Source organism: Ensifer sp. SSB1, from assembly GCF_016652895.1.
Taxonomy (GTDB): Bacteria; Pseudomonadota; Alphaproteobacteria; order Rhizobiales; family Rhizobiaceae; genus Ensifer.
Map to the genome: position 1 here is coordinate 1 of NZ_JAEPRP010000143.1, position 19,329 is coordinate 19,329.

A 19,329-nucleotide genomic window follows, 5' to 3' on the forward strand; every position below is an offset into this window, starting at 1 on the left:
GGTCGACGTCGTCCACAGCGGCGACAGCTTGATCGCGGATGCCCTGAGTCTGCAGTTCGCCGCTCGCACGTGCCAGGCGCTCGATGTTGGCGTCGCCGGTAAGCCCGAACAGACGGATAGCGTTCTGCAGGTTATTGGCAAACTGGGGATTCTTGGCGATTAGATCCTCGACTCCCTGCCGCTGACCGAGCGTGTAGCGGGAATTCTCAGCTTCGGCGCCGGCCTTGTTACCCGCCATGTTGGCAGCATAGACGCGCGCGTTCTGCAGCATCGATGCCTGTTCAGCCTGCTCACGCGCCATTGGCGCCATTGCTGCTGTTTTGATGGCGTTGGCGATACCCTGCGCCATAGGCTCTGCGCCGTAGCCATTCAGCGTGAACTTCATCGACTCACCCCCTTGAATAGCTTACCGACAGTTCCCGCCCATACAGGCGAGAAACCGCTCGATCCGGCGATGCCGGCATCCTGCGCCGCGAGCATGGCGGTCTGCTGCGAGCCAGCCGTTGTGCCGTACTGCGCCGCCGTTCCTGCGTTCGCTGCGCCGCCAGCCATAGCGAGACCACCAGCACCGAGAGCGCCGACAACTTGGCCGCCGAGGATCAAACCGGCATCCGGCCGGCCCGCTGCATTGATGCCAATCTCATCTGCTGCCGCCTGGCCGCGCGAGAAGCTGCCAAGCCTGTCGATGCCTGCGGCTGCGTCGGCGACGCGGATTGCCTCGTTCGTGCGCAGCCGGCTTGCCGCGGTCGTCTTCCCAAGCAAGCGCGCCAGGCTCTCGGCCTGCTTCATCTGGTTGAGGTTAGACGCAGCCTTCGCGGCCACATAGTCGCTAGACACGTTGCCTTGCGTCGTACTCTGGGCATTGTTGATCTGCTGAGCACTTTGAACCGGGGCATTGAACTCCTCGGTCAGCTTGTCAGCAATCTGCGTCTGCTCTTGCTTCCGATCCTCCGGGGCGAACTGCTCGGCCGTCTTCTTGGCCTTGTCCTCGGCCTGCATCTGCAAGTCGCGCTGCCGTGCCAGAGATGCCATGACCTCGCGCTGCTGACGCTGGGCAGCATCTTGATTTGCCTTGTACGTCGCCGCCGCTCCTGCAAGCATTGCGATAACGGCGGCAATCTCGAAGCCTGTCATGTACGCTCCTTATCGCGTCGTGCTGCCGCCGTAGGTCTGCTGCGGGTTCGAGACGCCGTACCACTGCTGTTGCGTATTCAATCCGCCAGCGGTCCTACCAGCATTGACCTGATTGGCGAGGTATGCCTGCGACAGATCAGAGAACAGGTTTCCGATCGTGGCGCCGCCTCGCGCGCCTTCGGCGGCTTGCGAATTGGCATTCAGGCCGGCCAGCGCCGTTTGCTGCGCCGTGCCTGTATCAATACCCGACTGCGCCAACGAAATCAGGCCCTGCCGCGTACGTTCGTCAGCCGTGCGCAGGTCCGATGCCGCCTGGTCGCCAAGCGCAGTCGCCTGCATGATCCCCTCGTTCGTACGTCGCTGCAGGTCGGCATTACTATCGACATCGGCCGAGCCGCCAAGCAGGCCGTTTCGAGCCAGTGCAAAACGGTTGGAGCGCTCGGCTTCCGTGTACTGGCGGTCAACCTCTCGACGGTTCAGGTCCGTTACCGCCTGCTTCTGTTGGTCGTAGAGCTGCTGCCTATTCGTATTGACCGGCTGCGTTGTATTCCTGCCGGTGAATAGCTTGCCGTCGGAGATCAGCCGACTAATCGCGTCATTGTCAGTAACAGTTCGATTGACCTGCTGACCGCCCATCCAGTAACCAGCATCGCCTTCGCCGCCCGGAATATAGCTACCGCCCTGATTCTAAGAAATCGTCGTAGTGGGCGCGACAAATACATTGCCGTCCGCGTCGTAATACGTCGCATTGGGATCGTACGACGTGGCGCGCCCAACACCTTGCGTAACGGCCTGGCCGTTGAAGATGGAGTTGATAGCATCGACGGACTGCTTGATCCGCGCCTGGCGATCTTCTTCCTGTTTGCGCGCGGCTGCTGCGCCGCCGTCACCACCACCACCCATAGCAGCTCTCCTTTAAACCTTGCAAGAAACAATGTGATAGGTGCGCGAGAATCCGTATCGCTGCAACAGGCGGGCCATCCCTTCGCCGCAGCGCGCCTCGATGGCCGTCACGTCGGCCAGTCGGCAAAACTCCCGGAATGCCTCGAAGAACTGCGCATGGATCTCGTCGAGACGGGTACCGGCCAGCGCGACGATGTTCACCGCGTTGATACGCACGTAGTGCAGGAACTCGAACGCCATGACCGCCAAGACTTCACCGTCCTCCTCGGCGTATCCGACGACCATCGCGCCAGACTTGGCGAGGCGCAGAATGTCGTCGTGCGTGTAATCGGCGGCGGTAGGCACGCGCTCGAAAACAGGCCGAAGCCGGTCATACTCAGCGTCGATTTCCTCAACAGTCAGAAAGCGAACCTTCATATCGCGCCCAGGTTGTCGTAGTAAACGGTCACCGCATCAAGCCGGAATGGTTTGTCGTCGAAGTTGCGGAACCGCAGCGAGAACTCGGTGCCCGCGCATTCGATCGGGATCACACCGCCGCCGCGCGTGTTGCCACGTACTCTAACTGGCGGCGTGTACGCATCAGGATTTCTGACATCGAACGCGATCGAGAAGTCGCATTCGCCCTCCATGACCAGATCGACGCCGTAGACCCGCTTCGTCTGCCCAGGGCTCTTGAAGTCCATGTACGGCAGTTCGAGCAGCACCTCGAAGGGCTGGCCGTCGTCCGCGCTGACCTCGTCGCTCAGCTGATAGATGTTGTCGCCGGAGCGGATATAGAGCACACCCTGCAGCTCCGCGAACGCATCCACCGTAAACGGCAGGATGTAGCGCGACCAGGCCGCCACCTTGGCCGTGCGCGAGATCGAATAGACAAAAAGCTGATCGCCGATCGCGCAGATATATTGGCCCGTGCCGTAGTAATACGCCGCGCGTGGGGTCGTGGTGTTCTTGCGGGTCTCGGGCCGAACAAGCGTATCGATCGGCGAGCCAATGTCGACATCGGCCAGCTTCGAGATCAACTGTAGCGTCGTGATCGATCGAAAGCCGAAGTCAGACAGGAAGTACAGGTCGCCTGCAACGGTCGCCACGGTGCGATGGAATGACGTGCCGACGTTCTCGACGATGTCCTCCAACTTATTGGCGCTCGGATCAGGATCCACGAACCACACCTGCGCACCGTCACGCGCCAGTGCTACGAGCTTGTTCTGATAGATACCAAGCGCGTTGGTCGACCTATCGCCTCGCGCGTTCAGCCCAGTCGGGAGAAATCCTGCATCATTGACGGTTGTCCAGTCCCGCGGGTTACCAGTCTTGCTATACCGTACAGTGTCACCTGCGCGGGAGACAGCAAAGATCTTCGACGCGATCTTCAGTACCTGCGCGCTTTGCGGGCAATTGCCATCCGTGACGCCAGGATCTGCAGTGCCGTCAAGATAGTGGTGCCGGATGTCGGTGTTGTCGTACAGGATCGATGCATAGATATTGCCGTTGAACACGTCGGCAAACAGCACATCAGCGACGGCTTTCTCCTGCCCGGAGTAGTAGATCGTCTTGTGGGCCTGAAAGCGGGTGTCGGCGTGCACGATGTTGCCAGCACCATAGAACGTGTGCAGTTTCCCAAGCGCAGAGAACAACCCCTTCGTTCCCGGCTCTAACGACGTCACCTTGACCAGCCCCGGCCGCTTCTGCGTGGCAAGGCCCGTCGTGACGTAGGCGTTCTTCATCTCGCGCAGACGGTTCGCGTCCGAGACGCTGGCTCCCTTGCGCAGGTCAATACCGAGATCGAAGCGATTGAAGGTAATCGCGCCCATATCAGCCCCTCAACCGATAGCCGCCGGCGGTCTGCACGACCTGCGCGTCGCACGACTCTGCCGAGCCAGTTGGTTTGATATAGCGCCGCCCCTCGTGCTGCTTTCCCTTTTCGCGCGAAAGCATGTTCGTAAATGTCGTTGCAGCGGCCTGCGCGTCCGGGTGGCGATAGTGCGCCTTCGCGTTGGCGAGGGCGTACTGAAACACCAGGCGGTGCGGTACGCTCGGACGATCGGAATCACGCTCGAACCGACCTTGCACACGAATGTGCTCGATGATCAGGTCGTACGCTTGATCAGGCACTGGATACAGTTCGATCTGTCCGTCCAGCGTGTCGTACCGTTCCGGCCACGAGCGGAAGTCGACCATCGAGCGGTCGTCTTCGGTAATGCCCTGCACGAGCGGCTCCCGAATGGTGTCGCCGATCTTGACCCACACGGAGAGAATGTTGCCGGGGTCGATGTCTTCGTCGAGCACGTCGTCGTGGTAGTCGTACGCCACCTCGCCGGGCTGCAACTGAATCACCGATTTGTGGCGCGCCGGCGACGGGTTCAGCTCAGAATAGACGTAGTCGTGCGCTTCCTGCAGGAAGGAGTCAAGCGTCGCCTGATTGTTCGCGGCGGCGGGGCCTTGCGCGATGAAGCCGAGTCGAACCCGAAGATCGGCGCGCAACTGCCCGAGAGTCTTGTATCGAGATTGGAGGCCGCTCATGCCGTGCTCAGTAAGATGGAAATCTGGTTGCCCGTGCGCACGAGTTGCACGGTAACGCTGGTCTTACCCGTTAGCGTTGCAGTCTTTGCCACTGTGTCGACTGCATCGAGCTTGCCTGATGCAGACCCGGCCGGGTCAAATAGCGCACCGATGTCGGAACCATTCGCCAGCTTGTAGCCGGTCGCTCCCGCGGCTGTGCCATCCGAGTAAAACGCACGTGCGTCGAAGTCACGCTTCTGGTCTCCAGCGGTATTCGTGGCCTTAATCCGCTCACCGTTCGGCAGCAGCTTCAGAGTGAAGCCTTCGAATCGGTATTCCGGCGCGCTTGTGTATTGCTTCGAGACAAACGACGGGCTTTGCAACTGACCGACCATTGCCTGCGCCGCAGCCGTATCCTTTCGGATGGCGATCGAGTAGTCGACCGCACCGGCCGGGCCCGTAGCGCCCGCGGCTCCAGTGGCACCGGGCAGCCCTTGCGGGCCTTGCAGGCCCTGCGAGCCTGTTGCACCCTGCGGCCCGGTCGCGCCTTGGGGCCCCACAGGGCCGATACCGAAGTCGAAAGCGATCGACCAATTTCCAGACGCGCCAGTGAGCTTGAAGTACATCTTGCCAGTATCAATGGCAAGGAAGCAAAAGCCCTTCGGCTGCGCGTCATACAGTGAGCGATTCGCCGCTACGTCCCGAACGTCAGCGTCGAATGTCGCGCCGGTGTCGCCCTTCGAACCCTGCCCTCCCTGCGGACCCTGCGCGCCCTGCGGCCCGGTGGCGCCTTGCGGCCCTGGCGTACCGAGGAGCGTCGCCGCTTCGGCGGTCAACTGATCAAGACCGACCGTTTCTGGCGCAAGGGATCCGTCGTCAGCCTGAATAATGGCGAGGTTCTGGCGAATCTCCTGAGTAGTCAGCGAGACCGCATCCAACTCCGAATTGAGCGCGACATGATCGGTTCGATCCGGATTGTTGTCCGTGAAGTTCTTAGTGCGGTTGTACGCGATTGGCTGCGCCATGTTTCCTCCGGTAGGATCGATACAGGCACCAGACCGCAACGCCGGCCGTCAGCATGACAGTGCCCAGCTCCGGCGGCGGAGCCTTGTAAAACGGCGCCAGCAGGAACGAGAATGCGCCGCCGGCCATCAGCACAAAGCCAATGCGCGGCACGGTTGCACTGGACCGGCTCATAGCATTCAGGACGGTCAGCGAGTGCCACACGATGATTGCCGCAAACAGTGCATTAGCTAGGGTCAGCATCCTTGCCTCCGTTCTTCAGGAAGCCCGCCGGATCCTTCTTGAACATGGCGGACAATCGAATGAACCCCGGAATGATGTTCAACGCCGTTACCCCAATGAGAAACGCGCATGCGCTCTCCAGTTCCGGCCCTGTAGCGATGAATAGGCCGAGATACTTATTTGCCAATGGCGTCATGTAGCCGGCCGTAACTGCACCGGTGAACACAGCGATCGCCATCTGCGGACGCGACAGCTCGCGCACATACGACAGCGACGCAACGCCGCCGAAGAAGCCGGCGACCAGCGTTGCGTACTTCACGCCTAGAATCCCGCCTGCGGTAGTAGTCGGCTCCATAACCCGTTTCCCTTTTTCGACTATTGTTGTGCGTGTCGCAATGCACGCCGGACAATTCTCACGGCCTCACCGGCCACGCGATCGAGCGCGGGAACCCCGCCTGCGAGGAGACGGCGCGCACGTCCTTCCGATACTGGCTCAGGGCCTTCAAGCGGGCGGAATCCTCTGCGGTCAACTCGTCTAGCACGAAGCCGTCCATCAGCGGCGCAATCAGTTGATCGGCCTCGCCCAGCAGTCTTGCGCGGGTAGCCATCGCTTCCGCTGTCAGCATGGCTGTTTCCTTCGCCGCGTCGAGCACCCACGAGTCTCCGCTCCACACATGGGCGGCGGTGGGCCGAGGCATGTCAGTCAGAAACTGCGGCAACTCCCCTAGGCCATTGAACTCGTTGCCGATCTCGAACTCGCTACCATCGGCTGTGCGATAGATTGCGACACGGCGATAGTCTGGAACCAGCGACCAATTACCCTCCGGCCAGTTCTGCGGGACCGAGCCATCGGGTCGGCGGTAGACGTGCACACGGTCGGCGATGCCGGCAGGCATTGCGACGCGCGTTGCATAGCCCGGCACGATTGGATCACTGGGGTCAAGCTGGTTTTCGTCGGCAACGCCAGCACTCAGGAACTCACCGGTCATCGGGTGGTAGTTGAAAATTTCCATGTCGCCCCCCCTTAGAACTGGATGCACGCCAGCAGCGCGACGTTGCGCACACGGTTCTCCGTGCCGCTGTTGTTCTGGACACCATACGTAGCGCCGCCGCCCGGCACCTGCGTATTGCCGTTGTTGTCCCCTGCGGCGTACAGCACTGCCGGATTTCCCCCGGTGTACCCCGAGACTGAAGCGCGAATCGGGTGCGGGTGAGGACCAATCATTTCGGCCTGGGAACTACCAAACGCCCGGCCCACATCTACGCCGCGCGCGTCGTCCCATCCTCGGATCCATTCGCCTCGCAGATCCGGTACGTTGAACGTCGTCGATCCGTCTCCGGCCCCGAACAAGATCCCCATCTTCGAGAACAGATCGGCGTATGTCGTGCGAGACACCGCCGCACCGTTCGCCTTTAGCCAGCCTGTCGGAGCAGTGTTCCGTGCGAAGTGGCCAACCTTACCGATCATCCCGTCGCGGACGGCGGTCGAAAGCTTCGCGGTTGTTACGGTCCCGTCGTTCGGAATTCCGCCGAATGCCGTCACCCAGGCAGAGCCGCTGTATCGGCGCAGCTCGCCAGTCGCCGTGTTGGCATACAGATCACCAACGTCCATTGCGTTTCCGTTCGGGTCGAGCGTTGGATCGGCAGCGAGCGGGCCATAGTACCGGCCCTTGAAATCGTTCAGCGAAGCGGATGCACTCGCTGCACTGGTGGCGGCGTCGCCTGCCTTCGTCGTGGCAATACCGGCCTGCGTGGTGGCGGTGGTCGCACTGTTTCCTGCCGACGTGGCCGAGGCTGCGGCATTGGTTGCCGACGTGGCTGCAGCGGTTTGTGACGCGGCTGCGGCGGCCTTCGAAGCCGCAGCGTCTACCTGAGACGTCTGTGCAGCGCCAGCACTTGTCGCGGCAGACTGCGAGGCCAGCGCGGCAGCGTTCGAACTGGTTACTGCTGTGTCCCGAGCGCTGACTGCGGTAGTCGATGCAGCAACGGCGGTCGTGGCGGCTGCATTGGCCGAGACCGCGGAAGCCTGCGCATCGGCGGCGTAGCCTTGAACCTGGCTCACGACACCGGCGCTGATCTCGTCGATAAACGACGGATCGACAGAATCTGCCGTGACAACGCCCTGTTTCAGCTTGCCGTCGTCACGCTGCAGCAGCGCGAGGTTTTCCCGGATCTTGTTGATCGAGGACGCAGCCGCGTCAAATTCGGAGTTCAGCTCATTGTGATCGGTGTTGTCACCGTAATCGACCGTGAAGTCCTTCGTGCGCTCGTACTTGGGCGGCTGCGGCATTTTCGCGCGCTCCTATGCGGATTGCTGGTTACTGCTCGGTCTCGGTGGACTGGCTGGCCTTGGAAGCGCTACCCTTCTTTTTGGGCTTGCCGGTGGCCGCCATTGCGGCTTCGAGACCCTTGGTCGCCTTCTTGCCGAAGACCTGTTCGACGAGCAGTCCCTCGTCGTTGCCGCCGTACTTCGCCGCCAAGCGGTCGAACTCGCCTTCGCCGAACTCGCCTTCGCCCACGGCATCGTCATCGGTCAGGCCAGCGTCGGCGATCGACTGGTGGCGCGTGTTGTGCACGTGCTCCTCGCCGAAGATGGTTTGCAGCATGGCGATCTCGTGCTCGGGAACTTCGACCGGGGTGGACGTGCTGGCGTCGCGGCGCACCACGACAGAGAAAATGGAGAGCTTGGGCATCTTGACCTCGAACTGTTGTAGCGAATCTGGAGAAAAGCCCGACCAGCCTTTCGGCCAGCCGGGCAAAAGGTCGCCTTTCGACGACCGCGAGGATTACGCGATGGACAGAACTGCGTGAGCGTTCGACCGCTTCAGCACCAGCGCCAGACGCAGATTGATCATCTGGTACAGCGCCAGGATGTTGTACGGACGGGTCGGCGTGACGATGTCCATATCGTCGTCGCGCAGCTCGATATGCTTGGTGTTCAGGAAATAGCAGCGCTTTTCCCACGGGATCACCGGCGCGTCGAGGGCGTCGAGCGTCGAGAAGTTCGGATCCCACACGATGGGCACGCCCTTATAGAACAGGCCAGTATCCGCGCCCGTGCCGGTGCCGACGTCGACCGTCTTGGCCTTCGAGGCGTCAGCGTTCTGCGTGATGGTGATCGCCTTGCGGTACGCATCGCAGAAGTCCGAGCCGGCCAGGATGAAGTCGGGCGTGCCGCCGTTGCGGATACAGGCGCGCCAGTTCTTCTCCATCGCGTCGGCCAGCGCGCCGGCCGTGCCAGAAGCAATTGCGGTCTGCGAGTTGTTTCGCCAGTAGGTCGCGGTCGCGCGGTCAAGACCACCAACAACGCCGGTTGCCGGTGCCGTCACGATCAGGCCGTCGAGACCGGTCACTGCGTCGGTCGAGGACGTGCCGTTGCGATGCAGTTCGATGTCCAGCTTCTCGAAGAAGCCCAGCTTGAACGATTCCATCTGCTCGTCCAGCAGGTTCAGCAGTTGGACCTTTTCGTTCTGTTCGAGCTTGAACTGACCGCGCTCGCCTTCGCGGACCTTGATGCCGTTACCGAACAGCGTGTCGTGCGGGATGTAGAAGCCATCCACGGCACGGCGCCACGGGAATGCGGCCTGCTCGGTCGTCTGGCGCTTGTTGAACGAGACCGCGGCTTCACCGTAGGCCCAGGCGAAGTTGCTGTCGTACGATTTGCGGATGTTCACCACGACGTTTTGCTTCGCGCCGAGGAACAGCTTGCGCTTGCTCATCAGCTTCTTCAGCAGCGGATGCTCCACGCCGATCTGATCGACCGGGGTGTTTCGCATGTACTCGTCGAGGGAGACCTTGCCAAGATAGGCTAGGTCGGGTGCGGAAATGGGCATTTGTCGCTCCGGAATATGAGTAGGGAAAACCTGCTCACACCGTTTCGGGACGCAAGGCCGAAGGGTTCCGACTCGGGCCTGCCGTGCGCGACTCTCGGCTGCTGCGTCTTGTGGCCCTCGTCGACTGCGCTACCGGACGCGATCCCGGCGATACAGCGACAATTGAGGTGTGGTGCGACTGGTGCCAGGCGGGCTATCAGGCCGGGGCGCGGTGTCCGGTGACGCGCTGCATTTCCTGATTGCTCGCCCTCACCTGTCGCGGTAAGGCAATCGCACTATACCAATATGGCTAGCACGTAAAGCATTTTTGGCTAGGCGTTGGCAAGCTGCGACCGCAGCGCATAGCCCATCAGCGGCCAGATCTTCTGCACTGCGTTCTGCCGCGCAATCTTGCGGCCGATCTCGGCATCGAAGTTTTCCGGGCTGGCGCAGGCCGACTCGCCCGTGACCGTGAACCCGTTACGCAAGGTCAGCACGCAGAAGGTCAGCAGGTGAAGCGGCGGGACGACGGCTTGCTCGCCGGCCAGGGTGTCGACTTCCTTCGCCTTGGCCCAGCATTCACCGCGGGCGACAGCGCCTTCGACGCCGTGCGCAGCCGTGAAGAAGTGCTCGGCGGCGATGTTGGCCTCGATGTCGTCCGGCGTGACACGCGGCGCGGTCTTGCCCTTGGCAACGATCTCGGCCTCGATGCTGCCGTCCGCGGCTGGCGCGAGGCTGTACTTGCGCGTGAACACGTCCCTCGGATTCAGGTACACGTAGCCGTCTTCCTGCGTGACGACGAAGTCGCCGGCCACCGGCACGTAGCGCGACGTCATGGTGCTGTCGGCCTTGAAACTGGTGCCGTTCTCCAAGCGCAGCAGAAGATCGGGGCTGCTCTGGCCCCTGCCTTCGGAGCGGTCGGTAATGTCGGTCACTTCCAGAATGCGGAACGCGGTGACGCGCACCGGATTGGCGATGTGGGTATGCATGCTCTTTCCTCGAAGTGGGCCAGCAGGCCCGGATGGTTAAATGCCCATGCTGTCGAGCGTGGCCGACATGCGGTCAACGCTCGATGCGTTCGGGTTCGATGCCGGCGAGCCGCCCAGCGCGGGGCGCGAGCGCAGCGGCTGATGATTGATGTTGGGGCGCGGGGCCGGCGCGGTGCGGATGTTGTCGTACATGAACTTGAACTGCGCGAGCCATTGCTTCGGCTGGAAGTTCTGCACGAATGCCTGCAGGTTCTCCGGCTTGGCGAAATGAGCCTTGATGGCTTCCATCTTGGCCGGATAGTCCACTTCGCCGGCGCGCGTGGTGAAATACTGCGTCGCTTGGTCAGTCAGGCTGGTGACCTCCGCCTCGAAGTCGCGGCGAGACTGCTCGGATTCCTGCTGTTGCTGCTGCGCGGCCTGGCGCTGTTCGGTCTGCACGCGCTCCTGCCGCTGGCCCTTAGCGAGCTTCACGGCGTACTCGCGCGTGATCTCCATGTTATCGACCGCGGCCTTCAGGTCGGGGAAGTCGGCGAGCGGATCGACGCCAGCAATATCGACACCCAGGCGAAGGGCGATTGCGTTGCGCTGCTCGTCGAGCATGGCGAGCGCCGTGGTGAGGCTCTTGTCGTCGCCAGCACCTACCAGACGGCCGAATTCCAGCGCGCGGGCGAAGTCCTGCGGATCCTGATACGCCTCCAGCACCATCGTGCGGAATTCAGTCAGGTCCGACTGCGTAGCGTCCAGCTCCTCGGACTTGGTGCGCAACTCTGCCAGCTTCTCGCGGATGCGCTCCTTGCCGCGCTCGGACTTCACACCGTCCAGCAGTTCGGCCTCCTCCTGCTCGGGCGTCTTCTGTGCGGCGGCGCCCGGCTGCGTGCCAGGTGCGGCGCCCGGTGCCGGAGCAGCGGCAGGCGCGCCAGTCTGATCGGCTGGGGCAGCGGCGGCCGGTACCGGGGCAGGGGCGGCGTTCGGATCCGGATTGGTCAGAGTATCGAGGAACGACTTCGTCGCGGCCAGCGGATCAACGGCGGCGGCAGGGGCAGCGCCCGTCTCGGTCTCAGTGGGCGGCGTGACTTCATCGTCCGGGACTTTCGGCGGCGTGTCGAGGCCGTACGAACTCTCCGGCGGCGTCTCGGTCGGCCCATTGTCCGGGCTCATGCTGTTCAGGAAATCCTCGCGGTCGGACATCTATCAAGCTCCTTGGGGTTGTACTGCGGGTGCGGGTGCAGCGGCGCCAGGCGGCAGCGCCGGTGCGGGGGGCATGGCCGGGGCCTGCGGAATGAACTGCTCCCAGTCCAGTTTCTCGTCAAAGCGGGTGATCGTCTCGCGCAGCAGCGCCTCCAGCGGACTGGTGTCCATGCCCGCGGCCTTGCCTTGCATCATCTGTGTGATCAGCGGCTGGATGACCGGCATCAGCTTGATCCAGATCTCTTGCTGCTCGATCTGGTTGGGTTCGCCCGTCGTGCCAGCACGGATCTTTAGCTCGATCATCTCGAAGACCTGATCGCGCGAGAGCTCCGGCCAGTCGTACGACGGCACCGGCACCTGCATCGCGGGCATGCCGGGCGCCGGCGACGGCACTGTCTCGGTGGTTGGGCCGCCCATGATGCGTTCGACCTGAGCGGGCGTCAGTTCCATGACCAGAATCTGTGCGGCGTACTGGCTGATGTCCTGCAGAAAGTCCTCGACCTGATCGCGGAATTCGCTCACGCGCCCCGAAAGCGCCTGCTGCTGGATGCTGGCCTCGGTCGCGGTCTTCGCCTGCACCACGGTCGAGCGGGCGGCGTCCTGCATGCCCGTGACCTGCTCCCAGTCGAAGCGCACGGCCGATGTGTCGTACACAGCCGGGTCGATCGGCGGATGCTGCTTCGGCACGATGACCTGATTCAGCGGCCGGCCTTCGACGTCGACGATCGTGATCTCGCCCAGCGTCGCATCGCGGTACCGCGTCACCGTCTTCGCGTTGATGTCGCTGCTCGCAATCCACCCAGGTTCGCAGAGCTCGCGGTGCTGGTTGAACTTGTTGCGGGCGCCGTTGTGCTCGGCCTGCAGCTTCTCGGTCAGGTCGACCAGCGACGGGCCGATCACCTCGCCGTCGACCAGTTGGAACGGCAGGATGAAGAACGGGTACCAGCGCTCGCCAGCCTTCGGCGGGCTGTAAGGCTCACGCAGCCACCAGTCGCAGCCCTCGGCCAGCGTGTACACGGTCTGGCTGCGCTTGTCCCAAATCTCCATGATGGCGATCTGGCAATCGTCTTCGCCGGCTTTGTCATCGCCGCCGGACAGAATGCGGTTGCTGTCGGCGCGAGCCGGCGTAGCGGTGTCACGATAGCGCTTGGCCTTGTCGAGCTTGTACTTGTACATCGACTCGGCGAGCGACTTCTTCATGGGGATGATCTGGATCATCCAGTCGCTGTCGGCGTAGTCCTGCAGTTCGGCCAGGGTCGGGTCGAGCAGGATCTGCTCGGTCAGCAGGCGGTCGATCACCAGGCCCTCGGCGGCTACCACCTCGACCTGCTCCTGCAGTGCGCGCAGAGTCTCCTCCAATTCAGCCTTCGTGGCTTCCTCGTCGGCGCGCTGGTCGGGATCCTGCAGGTCCATCAGCAGTTTCTCGACGCGCTGGATGTTGTCCTGCGTATCGTTGATGCGAGCAGCGATGATCGGGTCCTGCTTGATGTCGCGCTGGTACATGACCTTCACAACGCCGAACGAGACGGTCAGCGCGGCACGGACGGTAGCCTTGGCGCGCGTCTTCAGCCTAGCGCGGTCGAGTTCGCGGTTCGTGACGGTCTGCAGCGTCTCGCAAAACAGCTTCAGCGGCTTGCCCTTGTGCAGGCCCGTGACGGACATCTCCGGGTTACGCGCATAGATATTAGGCAGGATCGCTGTGATCGTGCCGTGGATCAGGTTGGCGCGCAGCTTGTAGAAGTCGTCGTCGTCGGGGTTCTTCTTCCAGTCGAACCCGGCCACGGTCTTCCGGTTGTGCTTCACGCGCTTGTGGAACTTCTCCCAGTGCGTACGAGCGGCGGCGATGCGATTGTTCCACTTCCTCGCCAGTTCGTCGGCTTCGGGCTCCTGGTTGTACTGGTGCTCCTCAGCGGGAACGACAGCAGCCTCTACGCCGATCTGCATGGCGGGTGCGGGCGTTTGCTCTGGCTGCATTTGCATATTCATGGGGCTGTGCGTGCGTGCATGCGATGGGTACCGTCGGAAGTATCGACGTCGCTACCCTCCTTGTCGGATTTTTGTTCTTCACCAGGGGCGCGGCGGCGACGCATCACACCGTATCGGGTCGTGTCCCATGCGTGATCTTCGGCATCGGTGTCGACGTCTTCCGGGTTAGTGTCCGAAGGCGGCAGGCTCGGGACCGTCCGCAGCCAGTGTTTGCACGTGCTGAACACCTTCAACTTGCCCTCGGCGAGCAGGCGAATGATCTCCTGTGCGCCATTGACGCGGCTGCCCTTGGCGTTCCACGCTTCCTGCCACTTCACACCGGACTCGCGGAAGATCTGGCCGATCGAGCGGTCGGCGCCGATCTTCGAGAAAATGGCCGGGTCGGCCAGGTTCATCCGGTACTCGTACCCCATGCGCTCGTCGCGCTCCTCGACAGCACGGATCTTGCGCGCCACCTTGGCGGCGTCCTCGCGGCTGCCCTCGTTCGGCTTTTCGCCAATGCCGTACATCTCGCGCCAGATATAGACGCAGCCGTCCGGGTCCATTGCGAACCAATACACCGCGTACGGACGGGCATAGCCCCAATCCATCGCCTTCCAGACTTTCCACGATGCCGGGATCGGAAATGGTTCGACGATGTGACGCTTCGCGTCCCACACACCTTCGAGGAACGAACCGACGTGGATGTCCCAGTCGCCGTCCAGCCATGCCTTCCGGCGGTTGGGATCCTTCAGCGCCTGCAGCGTGGCGAGATAGTCCGGGTCGTTCGCAAGCAGGATCTTGTTCTCGTAGATGCTGGAGCGGATAGCGACGCGCGGCTTCTCGCCATCAACGCGGATCACACGGCCTGACGGCGTACCGCCCTCGCCCAGGCGGAAACGCTCCTTCACTGCGCCGTGGCCCTTGCCGAACGGGTTGCACGTGGCGCGCACCATGCGTGGCATTCCCCCAAAACTGGAGCGGCACGTCGAGTGCATAGCCTCATAAAAGCTGAGGTCGCGCCAGTTTGTCAGCTCCTCGAACCCGAGCCACGGGTATTCGTGGCCGTGGTAGTTCCAGTAATCGTCCTCGGTCGCACCGTACCGGAAGAACAGCATTTCGCCCGTCGGCCACTCCCAGCAATAATCAGACTTGTTGAACTTGGCGGCCGGAAAGAACTGGCTAAACCACCGGCGGGACTTGGCAACAACGTCGGCGAGCTGAGGGTACGTCAGGCGGAACAGCACGCCGCGCCAGTGGGCGTCGAAACCTTTACCCGTCTCTTGCGCGAACGACATCAGCAGCGTATCGGTCTTCCCGCCGCCGCGCGTGCCATGCATCAATGCCTCGAAGATCGGGCAGGTCAGAAACTGGAACTGCGCGCCGGGCAATGGCGCCCACCGTGTGAGAGTTGCCACTACGCGCCGCCCTCCTGCTTCGCCATCATGGACTCCCAGTCCTCGACGGACATGGCGCCTGGCACGACCAGCACGCCGGTCGGCTGCGGGAACAGCGGCTTCCCGCCTGGCGCGGAGACTTCCGACTTGTCGACGAACATGCCCAGGTGCCGCATGGCATTGGTAATGGCTGTGTTCTTGTCGCTGATCTTGTACTTCTTGGTGTAGCCGACGAAGACGCGGTCTTCCCCGCTGCCCTCCCACTCCTCGGTGATTTCCAGCCCAGCCAGCGCCGCCGCGGTGCCGTCATCCAGTTCGCCGATCGGCTTCGGGCTGCCGTCGTCGCGGAGCAGCTTGCGCGGGTCGAAGAACGCGATGCGGGACAGTTCCAGCAGCACGCGGTCCTGCGTGATCTCGGTGCGCTCCTCGCGCGCCTTCATCGCCGCTTGGATGGCTTCGGCAACCATAACATTCGATAACAGTCGACTTCCCTGCTCCTGCGCCGTCTTGGCGCTGTAGCCCGCCCGGATCGCCGCCTGCGTGGCGTTCAGGTCGATCAGGTACTCTGCGACGAATCGCTCCTGCTTCGGCGTGAGTTTTGCGGCACCAGCCATCAGTACAGGCCCTCGCTATATAGTTTCGGCCCGTCCAATCCCTGTCCGCAGGCTTCGGGGTAGCGGATCTGGCCGGCGGCCTCGGCCACGGCATACGCCTCATAGCGCGACATGAATACGCCGTGCTGGTCGACGAAGCCCTGGTCGTAGTCGAGGCGGTTCTCGAACTTCCACCCGTCGCGGCGCTGCTCGATCTGAGCATGCATGTCCGGGCTGTAGTGGCGCACACCGAGCAGGACGGACCCGTCGGCGGCACGGATGGCAGCGCTCACGACGCGGCGCTCGGTGCGCATCACTTCCTCCCCTGCTTGCGCGCCTTGCGGGCGGCCTTGTTGGCGGCGCGACGCTTTGCGCGGCCCGGCGACTTGCGATCACCGATGGCCGGCCCGCCGTACTGGGGCACCTGGGCGACCGTCGATGCGGATGCCGCAGCCAGGGCGAAGGCCGCGGCCAGCATCAGTTTTTGTCCGGCGCTGCTCACGATTGCCCCTTCTCCCCGCCATTCCCCGCAGACGGGGCGGCGCGCTTGATGTTGTTCATGCGACCTCCAGTGCAAAGCCTTGTTGAATAGGCGCATCACGACGCTCCCAGAACGTCAGTGACTGCCGCGATTCGATTCGCTCGCGCATGACCTGCGCCCGCGATTCCTTGCTGGCCGGCGTATAGGTGCCGCGCCAGGCGCTGTCGATGCCCACGTTCTGCGCGATGTTCGTGCTATCGGCGCTGGCGAACGGAAAGCGGCTGAAGACTTCTGGGTCCAGCATGCGCAGGCCGTGGAGCTTGCAGACTGGCCGGCCGTCACGATCGCAGACCACATCCATTGCTTCAGCCATGCGCGTCCACCAGCGCGGCGTACCGATCTGGGCGAACTCACCGGAGCTGCCGAGACAGACACGCGGCCATGCCAGAGATAGGCGCTCCAGCCGTTCCAGGCTCTCATGCAGGTGCCAGACTGGCGCACCAACCCACGGCGCTCGCTCGCGCCACGGCCATTCAGCGATCAACGCATCGTTAGCGGCCTCGTCGCCGTCGATCACGTCAGGGATGACCGAGAAGTCGAACGCCGGGTAGCGGTGCAGTTCGGCCACCCATTCATAGAACGGGTTCCAGTCGGTCACCGGAGAGCCAGAGCGCCAGGCACTGAACGCGCCGTTATCGACAGCGAACGACTGCGCCACGTCCAGCACAATGCCAAGTTGCTCCGGGTAGCGGAACGACACGAAGGCATGGCCGGAGAACACGGCCTTAGCAGCTGCTGTCGTCGGCGTGATGGGCATGCCGTGATAGTGAATCACACCGGCTCCTTGTAGATGGCAATCTGCTGGAACTCGGTCTTGGTCGGGCTCACGTGAGTACACATGACAGAGCCTTGCGCGAGGATCGACACAGCACGCTCGTTCATGTAGCCGATGGGCTTGCGTTCAGCCTCCCCGCCCACAGGCTGGCTAGATAGCGCGGCACTCTGCGGCCTCTGCATCGTACGAATTGCATCCCCATGAATGTCGCCATCTATGCAGTGGTCATTGATGTATACTGCGGCGATTTCCACCGCATCTGCATAGCCTTCGGCGTAGGTATTGCCTCGAAGGCTGTCTTCCCGCTGCGCTTTTAGCGCATGCGCCTGATTCGCCAGAGCCATCCACTCCGCACCGCTTACCGGATCATCGCCCCCAGGCTGGCTGGCGCTCTCCAGTTCGCGGCGGTTCCACAGCTTGATGACTTCGGAGGGCGATCCCCATCCGCTATCGGCCCCGCAGGTATGGCATGAAACGCACCAGTTCACTTTCGTCTGTTGGACCATACCGGGTTCGCCACCGCAAAACGGGCACGGCTTCAGCTCAGTCTGCATTGCTCTCTCCTGTGGCGCGGGCGCGCAGGATTGCCGCGACATCGGCGGGGATGTCGAAGAAGCCCAGTGCGCCTTTGCATTCCGTGAAGGGCAGAGGCTTGGCGGCGGCGATGCGGAAGCCCCAGCATTCCGGCATGTGCCAAGGTGAATCCCCGTTCTCGAAGTGCAGGCAATCAGTGACGGTGGCCACGCCAACAATGCCACCACGCGCCAACTGATCGAAGGAAGGCAGGCGGATCGGCCCGTCACCATCGAAGGCCTGGGCATTGAGGCACAGCGCGTACAGATAGTCCTGCACGTCTTCGTACTCCTGCCGCGTCATGCCCTTGCTGGCGTGAATCAGCACGCGGCCTCGGAAGCTGGTGCGCCACGTCCGGTTCTCAATGTCCTTGTGGCCGTTGACGATCAACCAGGCCCACGGCTGGCGAATAGATAGCGCCTTCATTTCGGCTCCCCTCCCGATTGCTCGCGGGACATGGCGGCGTCGATAGCGGTATTCAGATCGTCCACGCCCATTGTGAATTCGTCAGGACCGTGAACATCCCACAACGAACTTTCGTTGTGCACGTTGTCGCGCAGCCACCGATACCGCTCCGCATCCCTCTTGTCGCTCTCTGCCGCAGGGCGAGCGCGAAACAGCAGCGCGGCCATGTCATCGACAGCGGGGTGATCCGTACCGAATGCCTTCACGAGCATGGACATCAGGCGCTTGTCACCCTCCGCAAGCTCGATGCCAGCGAACGTATATCCGAAGTCAGTGGCGCCATAGCCTTCCGCCACCGCCCCCGCATCGGCCTGTACCTGCTGGGTGGCGCAAAGTGGCACGTCAAGATTTCCGCACTTGCTGCACTCGACATCAGCTTCCGGGCAAATGTAGACACGGCTGATAGGCCCCGCATTGTCAGCACGGGCTTGCCATGCGGCAAAGGCCATTCGCGGAAATTCTCGCTTCAACAATTCCGCGCCATCATCAGGGCGCCATACGGTAGATACCCAACGCTCAAACGCCTCGCGCTCATCCTGCTGCGCCGATGCGGTTGGTGCAGCGGCAATAGCTGCGATCAATGCGTCCGTGACATCTGCGTTATCCCCGAGAGCTACCCGCGCATCAGCGACCATCTGTCGAGTCGGGAACGTCGGCACGAGTTTCCAGCCGGTCAGCACCCCCGCGCCCACTTCCCCAGGCTGGCGAGGGGCGCAGTTAAGAATCGCGTCGATCATGGCAATAGCTTTCTGAGATGCAGCGCTATTCACGGCAAGCAACGCCAGTCGTGACTCATCCAGAGCCTTGTACATCGGTGCCGTGTCGATGACCGGCGGATTAGGCGGGGCATCAGGCTGGCGATGGGCGGCTAGTATCGTTCGCAATATTGCCAGTGCAGCATGATTGTCTTGGTCTTCAACCGCCTCAATTGCCGCTTCAATTCGATCGCGGAGATCCGTCAGCCCATCCCCCGCTGGGAGCGAGGGGACAGCATTCAATGCGGTGACGATCATCCGGCAGTAGTTGTCCTTGTCGTCACCGACGAAGTCACCTGATACCCGCAGGGCTGCGTCGAAATCAAAATTCTCATCGCTAATGAAGCCGTTGCCCGCATAGACGAAATTGCGGTCAGTCATTGTGAGTTCGCGGGTTCCGTTCGTCAGCGCCCCGCGCGTTTCGTTGTGTTGGGTCATGCATCCCTCCACACGGTCGGGGATTCGGCCTTTTCAGCCTGGCCGCACATCGGCTTA

25 protein-coding genes are annotated in these 19,329 nt (G+C 62.5%); all 25 read right to left on the bottom strand.

The window, feature by feature from the left end:
• A partial coding sequence (locus tag I8N66_RS27685; RefSeq protein ID WP_291160740.1) for a hypothetical protein occupies positions 1-385 on the bottom strand: 385 nt, incomplete at its 3' end.
• Positions 382-1,134, bottom strand: coding sequence for a hypothetical protein (locus I8N66_RS27690; RefSeq protein ID WP_291160743.1), 753 nt, complete (start codon positions 1,132-1,134; stop codon positions 382-384). The genes I8N66_RS27685 and I8N66_RS27690, both read right to left, overlap by 4 nt.
• Positions 1,135-1,143: 9 nt before the next feature.
• Positions 1,144-1,770 (bottom strand): hypothetical protein, encoded by a 627-nt coding sequence (locus tag I8N66_RS27695; protein WP_291160746.1) that lies wholly within the window; start codon positions 1,768-1,770, stop codon positions 1,144-1,146.
• 51 nt (positions 1,771-1,821) lie between these two features.
• Positions 1,822-2,037 (bottom strand): hypothetical protein, encoded by a 216-nt coding sequence (locus I8N66_RS27700; RefSeq protein WP_291160750.1) that lies wholly within the window; start codon positions 2,035-2,037, stop codon positions 1,822-1,824.
• Positions 2,038-2,049: 12 nt separating this feature from the next.
• Positions 2,050-2,454, bottom strand: coding sequence for a hypothetical protein (locus I8N66_RS27705; protein WP_291160753.1), 405 nt, complete (start codon positions 2,452-2,454; stop codon positions 2,050-2,052).
• Complete coding sequence (locus I8N66_RS27710; RefSeq protein WP_291160756.1) at positions 2,451-3,848, bottom strand: hypothetical protein; 1,398 nt, start codon at positions 3,846-3,848, stop codon at positions 2,451-2,453. The genes I8N66_RS27705 and I8N66_RS27710 overlap by 4 nt, the downstream gene beginning before the upstream one ends.
• Before the next feature lies 1 nt (position 3,849).
• On the bottom strand, positions 3,850-4,557 hold the full coding sequence (locus I8N66_RS27715) for a hypothetical protein (RefSeq protein ID WP_291160759.1): 708 nt from the start codon (positions 4,555-4,557) through the stop codon (positions 3,850-3,852).
• Positions 4,554-5,561 carry a hypothetical protein gene (locus I8N66_RS27720; protein WP_291160762.1) on the bottom strand — a complete coding sequence of 336 codons (1,008 nt, stop codon included), beginning with the start codon at positions 5,559-5,561 and terminating at the stop codon, positions 4,554-4,556. Before I8N66_RS27720 ends, I8N66_RS27715 begins: the two co-directional genes overlap by 4 nt.
• A complete protein-coding gene (locus tag I8N66_RS27725; protein WP_291160765.1) occupies positions 5,530-5,802 on the bottom strand; it encodes a hypothetical protein in 273 nt (90 codons plus the stop codon). Before I8N66_RS27725 ends, I8N66_RS27720 begins: the two co-directional genes overlap by 32 nt.
• Positions 5,786-6,100 (bottom strand): hypothetical protein, encoded by a 315-nt coding sequence (locus tag I8N66_RS27730; protein ID WP_291160768.1) that lies wholly within the window; start codon positions 6,098-6,100, stop codon positions 5,786-5,788. The genes I8N66_RS27725 and I8N66_RS27730 overlap by 17 nt, the downstream gene beginning before the upstream one ends.
• Before the next feature lie 94 nt (positions 6,101-6,194).
• Positions 6,195-6,794 carry a tail fiber assembly protein gene (locus tag I8N66_RS27735; RefSeq protein ID WP_291160770.1) on the bottom strand — a complete coding sequence of 200 codons (600 nt, stop codon included), beginning with the start codon at positions 6,792-6,794 and terminating at the stop codon, positions 6,195-6,197.
• Between the two features lie 11 nt (positions 6,795-6,805).
• Complete coding sequence (locus tag I8N66_RS27740) at positions 6,806-8,071, bottom strand: phage tail protein (protein ID WP_291160773.1); 1,266 nt, start codon at positions 8,069-8,071, stop codon at positions 6,806-6,808.
• 28 nt (positions 8,072-8,099) lie between these two features.
• Positions 8,100-8,474 (bottom strand): hypothetical protein, encoded by a 375-nt coding sequence (locus I8N66_RS27745; protein WP_291160776.1) that lies wholly within the window; start codon positions 8,472-8,474, stop codon positions 8,100-8,102.
• Between the two features lie 93 nt (positions 8,475-8,567).
• The gene (locus I8N66_RS27750) at positions 8,568-9,614 is read right to left on the bottom strand and encodes a phage major capsid protein (RefSeq protein WP_291160779.1); all 1,047 of its coding nucleotides are present in this window, start codon (positions 9,612-9,614) and stop codon (positions 8,568-8,570) included.
• Positions 9,615-9,925: 311 nt separating this feature from the next.
• Entirely contained in the window at positions 9,926-10,582 is a 657-nt protein-coding gene (locus I8N66_RS27755) for a Gp49 family protein (RefSeq protein WP_291160782.1), read from the bottom strand.
• Positions 10,583-10,618: 36 nt separating this feature from the next.
• The gene (locus tag I8N66_RS27760) at positions 10,619-11,770 is read right to left on the bottom strand and encodes a hypothetical protein (protein ID WP_291160784.1); all 1,152 of its coding nucleotides are present in this window, start codon (positions 11,768-11,770) and stop codon (positions 10,619-10,621) included.
• Positions 11,771-11,773: 3 nt separating this feature from the next.
• Positions 11,774-13,756, bottom strand: coding sequence for a hypothetical protein (locus I8N66_RS27765; protein WP_291160787.1), 1,983 nt, complete (start codon positions 13,754-13,756; stop codon positions 11,774-11,776).
• Positions 13,753-15,153: a hypothetical protein gene (locus tag I8N66_RS27770; RefSeq protein WP_291160790.1), complete on the bottom strand. Its 1,401-nt coding sequence runs from the start codon at positions 15,151-15,153 to the stop codon at positions 13,753-13,755. Before I8N66_RS27770 ends, I8N66_RS27765 begins: the two co-directional genes overlap by 4 nt.
• On the bottom strand, positions 15,153-15,746 hold the full coding sequence (locus I8N66_RS27775; RefSeq protein ID WP_291160793.1) for a terminase small subunit: 594 nt from the start codon (positions 15,744-15,746) through the stop codon (positions 15,153-15,155). Before I8N66_RS27775 ends, I8N66_RS27770 begins: the two co-directional genes overlap by 1 nt.
• Positions 15,746-16,039 carry a hypothetical protein gene (locus I8N66_RS27780; protein ID WP_291160796.1) on the bottom strand — a complete coding sequence of 98 codons (294 nt, stop codon included), beginning with the start codon at positions 16,037-16,039 and terminating at the stop codon, positions 15,746-15,748. The genes I8N66_RS27775 and I8N66_RS27780 overlap by 1 nt, the downstream gene beginning before the upstream one ends.
• On the bottom strand, positions 16,039-16,227 hold the full coding sequence (locus tag I8N66_RS27785) for a hypothetical protein (RefSeq protein WP_291160799.1): 189 nt from the start codon (positions 16,225-16,227) through the stop codon (positions 16,039-16,041). Before I8N66_RS27785 ends, I8N66_RS27780 begins: the two co-directional genes overlap by 1 nt.
• 55 nt (positions 16,228-16,282) lie before the next feature.
• Complete coding sequence (locus I8N66_RS27790; RefSeq protein WP_291160802.1) at positions 16,283-17,041, bottom strand: hypothetical protein; 759 nt, start codon at positions 17,039-17,041, stop codon at positions 16,283-16,285.
• A complete protein-coding gene (locus I8N66_RS27795) occupies positions 17,038-17,595 on the bottom strand; it encodes a Lar family restriction alleviation protein (RefSeq protein ID WP_291160804.1) in 558 nt (185 codons plus the stop codon). Before I8N66_RS27795 ends, I8N66_RS27790 begins: the two co-directional genes overlap by 4 nt.
• On the bottom strand, positions 17,585-18,040 hold the full coding sequence (locus I8N66_RS27800) for an ASCH domain-containing protein (protein ID WP_291160807.1): 456 nt from the start codon (positions 18,038-18,040) through the stop codon (positions 17,585-17,587). Before I8N66_RS27800 ends, I8N66_RS27795 begins: the two co-directional genes overlap by 11 nt.
• On the bottom strand, positions 18,037-19,272 hold the full coding sequence (locus tag I8N66_RS27805) for a hypothetical protein (protein ID WP_291160810.1): 1,236 nt from the start codon (positions 19,270-19,272) through the stop codon (positions 18,037-18,039). Before I8N66_RS27805 ends, I8N66_RS27800 begins: the two co-directional genes overlap by 4 nt.
• Between the last annotated feature and the right edge of the window lie 57 nt (positions 19,273-19,329).

Coding starts and splice junctions, on each gene's coding strand:
- I8N66_RS27690 (WP_291160743.1), bottom strand. CDS start 1,134: ATGACAGGCTTCGAGATTGCCGCCGTTATCGCAATGCTTGCAGGAGCG.
- I8N66_RS27695 (WP_291160746.1), bottom strand. CDS start 1,770: ATGGGCGGTCAGCAGGTCAATCGAACTGTTACTGACAATGACGCGATT.
- I8N66_RS27700 (WP_291160750.1), bottom strand. CDS start 2,037: ATGGGTGGTGGTGGTGACGGCGGCGCAGCAGCCGCGCGCAAACAGGAA.
- I8N66_RS27705 (WP_291160753.1), bottom strand. CDS start 2,454: ATGAAGGTTCGCTTTCTGACTGTTGAGGAAATCGACGCTGAGTATGAC.
- I8N66_RS27710 (WP_291160756.1), bottom strand. CDS start 3,848: ATGGGCGCGATTACCTTCAATCGCTTCGATCTCGGTATTGACCTGCGC.
- I8N66_RS27715 (WP_291160759.1), bottom strand. CDS start 4,557: ATGAGCGGCCTCCAATCTCGATACAAGACTCTCGGGCAGTTGCGCGCC.
- I8N66_RS27720 (WP_291160762.1), bottom strand. CDS start 5,561: ATGGCGCAGCCAATCGCGTACAACCGCACTAAGAACTTCACGGACAAC.
- I8N66_RS27725 (WP_291160765.1), bottom strand. CDS start 5,802: ATGCTGACCCTAGCTAATGCACTGTTTGCGGCAATCATCGTGTGGCAC.
- I8N66_RS27735 (WP_291160770.1), bottom strand. CDS start 6,794: ATGGAAATTTTCAACTACCACCCGATGACCGGTGAGTTCCTGAGTGCT.
- I8N66_RS27740 (WP_291160773.1), bottom strand. CDS start 8,071: ATGCCGCAGCCGCCCAAGTACGAGCGCACGAAGGACTTCACGGTCGAT.
- I8N66_RS27745 (WP_291160776.1), bottom strand. CDS start 8,474: ATGCCCAAGCTCTCCATTTTCTCTGTCGTGGTGCGCCGCGACGCCAGC.
- I8N66_RS27750 (WP_291160779.1), bottom strand. CDS start 9,614: ATGCCCATTTCCGCACCCGACCTAGCCTATCTTGGCAAGGTCTCCCTC.
- I8N66_RS27755 (WP_291160782.1), bottom strand. CDS start 10,582: ATGCATACCCACATCGCCAATCCGGTGCGCGTCACCGCGTTCCGCATT.
- I8N66_RS27760 (WP_291160784.1), bottom strand. CDS start 11,770: ATGTCCGACCGCGAGGATTTCCTGAACAGCATGAGCCCGGACAATGGG.
- I8N66_RS27765 (WP_291160787.1), bottom strand. CDS start 13,756: ATGAATATGCAAATGCAGCCAGAGCAAACGCCCGCACCCGCCATGCAG.
- I8N66_RS27775 (WP_291160793.1), bottom strand. CDS start 15,746: ATGGCTGGTGCCGCAAAACTCACGCCGAAGCAGGAGCGATTCGTCGCA.
- I8N66_RS27780 (WP_291160796.1), bottom strand. CDS start 16,039: ATGCGCACCGAGCGCCGCGTCGTGAGCGCTGCCATCCGTGCCGCCGAC.
- I8N66_RS27795 (WP_291160804.1), bottom strand. CDS start 17,595: ATGCAGACTGAGCTGAAGCCGTGCCCGTTTTGCGGTGGCGAACCCGGT.
- I8N66_RS27800 (WP_291160807.1), bottom strand. CDS start 18,040: ATGAAGGCGCTATCTATTCGCCAGCCGTGGGCCTGGTTGATCGTCAAC.
- I8N66_RS27805 (WP_291160810.1), bottom strand. CDS start 19,272: ATGACCCAACACAACGAAACGCGCGGGGCGCTGACGAACGGAACCCGC.